Below are 5,018 nucleotides of genomic sequence, written 5' to 3' on the forward strand. Positions count from 1 at the left end.
CAGTGTTCATTTTGTGTTTTCATAAGTGACTGTAATTAATTGCTTAATTTTTAGTCAACCTATTTCAGGAAAATTCATATGTCTAATTGTTGCCAACGTATATGTGTAAGAATAGTTGCAGTGGTAAGCACCTAAAATACTAAACATTGACCGAGCCTGTGGAAATTCCTGCGGAATTTCCAAGTAGGCGAGAACCAAGCAATTATTTTTACACGGTGTTGTGCGTTCGGCTTTTATACTTCATAAACTAAATTAATTATTGAATTGGTATAATTTCACTTTTTTCAGATTTTCTATCCCAACTAACTTGCCAAATTTTTCCATTGATGTTGTCAAGAAGTAAGAAATTCCAGGTATTTTCAGTTGAATAAAGAGTGAATCTATTATCCATTTCCTTTTGTCCTTCAATAAGTGATGAGTTGTTTAATGGTGTAATTTTTGATTTATTTGGCTTTATATCCCATTGCGTTTGCCAAATTTTTCCACTTATTTGGTCAAGAAGTAAAAAAGTATAAGGGTTTTCAGTCTGATAAAGATTAAATCTATTATCAACTTCTTTCTGTTTTTCAATCAACGGCAAACTATTCAATGGAACTTCTAATTGCTTCGTTTGTTTTACATCAAATTCAATCTGCCACATTTGTCCATTTTGTGTGTTTAATTTTATGAAATACCACTTATTTATCGTTGGATAAAGTCTATATGTTCTTATTGGGTTTTCATTTAGTTGATTTAGAGTGCTTTGATGTTTTTCTGTTTGAATTTGAGCAAACGAACTTATTGTTATTAGTAGGGTAATTAATAGAATCACTTCTTTTTTCATATTCGCAAATTTATATTTTCAATTTTTTTATTTAGGCTTTCGGATTTTTTTAGCTGACGCACAACGAGTTTGTGTATGGTTAGTGGCGTGGTTAAGCAACTAAGTTAGCAAATAAATCCTGAGTAGAAAATCCGAAAGGATTTTCGTAAGTAGGCGAGTACTAGCCATTAATTATACACGGTGTTGTGCTTAGTTTTTTCTTTCATCCGTTTCAAGTATAGAATACTCATAATTATCAGACCAACCATTTTTTAAAGGTAATAATTGTCTTCCACGACCTTCTCTTATCATTCCAACTTTTTCTAGAACTTTTAAAGAACCGATATTATCTACAGCACATCCTGCTTGAATTCTATGTAATTTGAGAGTTTTAAATCCATAATCTAGTATCAAATTTACAGATTCAGTTGCGTATCCGTTTCTCCAATAGTCAGAATGGATTTTATACCATATTTCTCCTCTTCTATGTTTTTTGCTCCAAAGTTTTAAACCAAGAATTCCGATAAATTCTTTACTCTCGTTGTTTTCGATTGCAAATGTGAAATTTTTTATTAAAGGCAATTGATTTTCCGCAATCCAAGGCTCAATAATGGATTTGGTTTCTCCAATGTTTTTCGGAATTCCCAGCGCATTATATTCATCCGTTTCTGGTAAGGAATGTAAATTATGGATTGAGTCTAAATCTGATAATTCAATCAATCTTAATTTTATTCTATCAGTTAATATTTTAGTCTCGGTCATTTTTTTAATTAAGCACAACGTTGTTGTGTATGGTTAGTTGCGTGGTTAAGCAACTAAGTTAGTAAACATTTACGAACCCGTGAAAATTCCGCAGGAATTTTCGCAAGTAGGCTATAACCAAGCAATTAATTATACACGGTGTTACCTGCTGGCTTTTATTTTTTCAAATTCGTTTTTCAATTCTACTTTATATTTTTCAACTTCTTTTGTCGAATATCCGCAACAAAGTCCGTCTTGTATTTTCCAAGTTCTGAATTTATAATTTTGACCATTAGATTCAAATTCAGATTCCGCCATTCGAGTAAATCCTTTTTCGGTTTCGTCAGAGTTTAAATATATTCCTGAACCCATTTTCATATCAGTTTCACGTAGATTTTCATTAAAGTCAGAAGACGTTAATAAAATTCCGCTTATTGGTATTTCTATACTTTTGTTCCAAGTCAAAGTTGATATTGACAAATCTTTTGAGTTTTCAACTCCATAAATTATTGTCACATAACTTTTGTCAAATTCGGTTGGTATGATGAGTGTTTTTGTCCGATTGAACTTATAGCCGTAAAGCGCAATTACGAATAGCACTAAAGCTAATTCAGTTAGAAATATCTTTTTGTAATTCTTAAGCCATTTTTTTAATCCAAAGTCAATTCCAAAAAGTAAAATTCCAATTACAATTAGAGCAATAACAGCAAAAAATCCCCAACCTAAATTTCTTTCCTTAATTACAATGAATATCACATAAATTATAGACGATAATGCTAAAATCAGAAATGGCGTTATTTTTTTCAGCGTGTTGTTCATTCAGCTTGCAGGTAACGTGTTTGTGTATGGTTAGTTGCGTGGTTAAGCAACTAAGTTAGCAAACATTTACGAACCCGTGAATATTCCGCAGGAATATTCGCAAGTAGAGAAGAATACAGCAATTAATTATACACGGTGTTGTAAGCTGTTTTTATTCGTTTTTATTGTCTAAATCTCGATAATTTTTATAATTACTTTCCACTACTTCATAGTCAGTATATCTAAAGACTCTTGATTCTTCTGGTTCTTGGTAGGAATGATAGTCTTTTGGAAATCCCTTTTCATTATAAAACTGTCCAGTGAATTTAATTAAATCGTTACTGTAACCAAGAGTATCAGGTAATTCCAGTTTTCTAGTAGCAGGCTCAATAAAAATACTTTGTTTCGCTAAAGTGTCGTCAATATTTTCTGAGTATTTTTCTAAATCTTCATTTGTAGCCCAATTTGCACAGTCGCACGCCCAAGCTATATAATTCAATTCCAGAGTTTGAGTTTTGTCTTCAAGTCCGCCTTTGTTGTCAGAGCAACTTATGATTAAAAATCCAAGAATAATTAATGTCAAAACTCTATTCATATAGTTTCTCAAATGGCTTACAACGTGATTGTGTATGGTTAGTTGCGTGGTTAAGCAACTAAGTTAGCAAACATTTACGAACCCGTGAATATTCCGCAGGAATATTCGCAAGTAGGCAGAAATAAAGCAATTAATTATACACGGTGTTAGCATTAGTTATTTTTTTATCATCGTTTTTAAAAATTCTAATTCTTTTCCGTTTGGTAAATGAAGTATTGTCATTTCTCCATTTTCTTTTATCATAGTTCGAGTTATATATTTTGGTAGATGATGGTCAGTGGAATTTACAAAAAATATAAATTGAATACTATCAATTAGAAATATATAGCCGTTAAGTCCATTTTTGTATTTAATTCTTTTAGGTTCTCCAATTAAATTTTTGAAGCTATTTTTTGTTCTCATAAAAGATGTCATCATTATAGGATATTCTGATTCTTTCGGTGTAATGTTTTCGTAAATTAATTTTCTTATCTTTTCTTCGTGTTTATCTCCTAATTGAACATTTCTAAATTGTTTTCTATCAGTAATTGAAGCTCTCCACAAAATGGAAAGTAAAAAAAGTTTCATTTTACCATAATTAATATTTTTACAAATTGTGTATTCTAAATCATCATTAACGGTTTTGTAGTTTTTGCAAATTGGCGCAATTTTTGGGTCAATATTTTTTCCATACATTGATTGCTTAGCATACTTTTCATAATTGGCACCAAGAATTTTATTATCACAATCTTCACAAAGTATATTTTTATCAAAATCTCCGGTTTGAATTTTTTTTGATTTACTTTCATTATTTACAAAATCATAAGTGACCTCATAAAAAATGTTTTTATCATCTTCAGATTTCATTCCAGCATATAAGAAATCAGGAATGATATGTGCTTTAATTAATTTTCTTTCTTTTAAGCAAAGACGACATTTTTTCATAATTAATGCTAACGTGTTTGTGTATGGTTAGTTGCGTGGTTTAGCAACTAAATTAGTAAACTTTTACGAACCTGTGAATATTCCGCAGGAATATTCGCAAGTAGAGAATAAAACAGCAATTAATTATACACGGTGTTAGGCATTGGCTTTTTATTTACTTCTCCCATATTTTCCGAACTAACTTTATCAGCGGTAATTTTGTCGTTCCTTTTTTAGTATTCTCTATTTTTTTAATTTCAGAGTTGGTTTTTGTTTCTTGCTCTTTTATTAATCTAGCTCTTGTAATTGACCAATCTTCAGTTTTTGGTTGTTCCAAATTAGCACCTCCTTTATGTGCTTGAGGAAAATAGTTATCAGGTGGATGCGGTAAATTTTCTTCGCATTCTGTTGAACATAAGTTTGCAAGTAATGGAATAGTATCTGTTCCAACGTGAAGAGTAATCCAAACTTGATTCGTTTCGTTTTGTTCCATTTCCTTTTCGCAAACACTACAATTAATTTTGTTTCCAAAGTATTTAACAGGGTTGTGGTCAAGAAGTGGAAATAGTTTTCGGTTTTTAAAGTTACCAAAAAGAGCTCTCGTGCTAATTCTACTATCTTTTAGTTTTTTACATTTAGTAATCTCATAAGGAAACCACTTTAAATCGTAAGAAGTATAAGGGTCAAAATATTCAAGAGATTCCATTTTTCCGATTTCAGGTGGAATTCTTTTTAAATTGCTACCATAAAGTCCAATTTTCTTTACTTTTTTGAGTTTAGCAATAGATTCTGGAAGAGTGTATATTTGAGAAAACAATTCTTCACCTAGCGCTTCTCTCGGCACAAATTCATCAGTTCCATTTTTAGCAACTGCATCTATATATTCACATAATTTTTTCCAAGCAACAGAATTTCTGTCTTGAAAGTCATTCTTTATTTTTGAAATATTATTATTCATATGAGTGAATTCAGCTTGTGCCTAACGGTTTTGTATATGGAAAGTTGCGGGTTTGCGTGCGAGGAATTTCCGAAGGAAATTCAGACGTAGCAAACGTGCAACGACCTTTTGATTTAGGACAAAATAGCAATTTTTTATATACGTCTTAAGTTAGCATTTTAATAAAAACACTAAATTTAAGCTATATAATTAGAAAGAACAAAAGAGAGGAATAAGGTTAA

At 30.9% G+C, this 5,018-nt stretch carries 6 protein-coding genes; all 6 read right to left on the minus strand.

What is annotated here, in order from left to right; genetic code table 11:
* Positions 1-256: 256 nt before the first annotated feature.
* The 6 genes from HM985_RS16725 to HM985_RS16750 all read right to left on the minus strand — a co-directional run bounded on the left by HM985_RS16725 (position 257) and on the right by HM985_RS16750 (position 4,797).
* Complete coding sequence (locus HM985_RS16725) at positions 257-823, minus strand: hypothetical protein (RefSeq protein WP_179377357.1); 567 nt, start codon at positions 821-823, stop codon at positions 257-259.
* A 189-nt stretch (positions 824-1,012) separates the two neighbouring features.
* Positions 1,013-1,564 carry a GNAT family N-acetyltransferase gene (locus tag HM985_RS16730; protein WP_179377358.1) on the minus strand — a complete coding sequence of 184 codons (552 nt, stop codon included), beginning with the start codon at positions 1,562-1,564 and terminating at the stop codon, positions 1,013-1,015.
* Positions 1,565-1,705: 141 nt separating this feature from the next.
* Positions 1,706-2,362 (minus strand): hypothetical protein, encoded by a 657-nt coding sequence (locus HM985_RS16735; protein WP_179377359.1) that lies wholly within the window; start codon positions 2,360-2,362, stop codon positions 1,706-1,708.
* Positions 2,363-2,513: 151 nt separating this feature from the next.
* Positions 2,514-2,936 (minus strand): hypothetical protein, encoded by a 423-nt coding sequence (locus tag HM985_RS16740; RefSeq protein WP_179377360.1) that lies wholly within the window; start codon positions 2,934-2,936, stop codon positions 2,514-2,516.
* 156 nt (positions 2,937-3,092) lie between these two features.
* Positions 3,093-3,782, minus strand: coding sequence for a hypothetical protein (locus tag HM985_RS16745; protein ID WP_179377361.1), 690 nt, complete (start codon positions 3,780-3,782; stop codon positions 3,093-3,095).
* A gap of 232 nt (positions 3,783-4,014) precedes the next feature.
* Positions 4,015-4,797: a leucine-rich repeat domain-containing protein gene (locus HM985_RS16750; protein WP_179377362.1), complete on the minus strand. Its 783-nt coding sequence runs from the start codon at positions 4,795-4,797 to the stop codon at positions 4,015-4,017.
* Positions 4,798-5,018 lie beyond the last annotated feature (221 nt).

It is taken from the genome of Winogradskyella wichelsiae, from assembly GCF_013403925.1.
Classification (GTDB): Bacteria; Bacteroidota; Bacteroidia; order Flavobacteriales; family Flavobacteriaceae; genus Winogradskyella; species Winogradskyella wichelsiae.

What these genes read in the sequence shown, in the direction of transcription:
- HM985_RS16725 (WP_179377357.1), bottom strand. Translation starts at nt 823, where the DNA reads ATGAAAAAAGAAGTGATTCTATTAATTACCCTACTAATAACAATAAGT.
- HM985_RS16730 (WP_179377358.1), bottom strand. Translation starts at nt 1,564, where the DNA reads ATGACCGAGACTAAAATATTAACTGATAGAATAAAATTAAGATTGATT.
- HM985_RS16735 (WP_179377359.1), bottom strand. Translation starts at nt 2,362, where the DNA reads ATGAACAACACGCTGAAAAAAATAACGCCATTTCTGATTTTAGCATTA.
- HM985_RS16740 (WP_179377360.1), bottom strand. Translation starts at nt 2,936, where the DNA reads ATGAATAGAGTTTTGACATTAATTATTCTTGGATTTTTAATCATAAGT.
- HM985_RS16745 (WP_179377361.1), bottom strand. Translation starts at nt 3,782, where the DNA reads ATGAAATCTGAAGATGATAAAAACATTTTTTATGAGGTCACTTATGAT.
- HM985_RS16750 (WP_179377362.1), bottom strand. Translation starts at nt 4,797, where the DNA reads ATGAATAATAATATTTCAAAAATAAAGAATGACTTTCAAGACAGAAAT.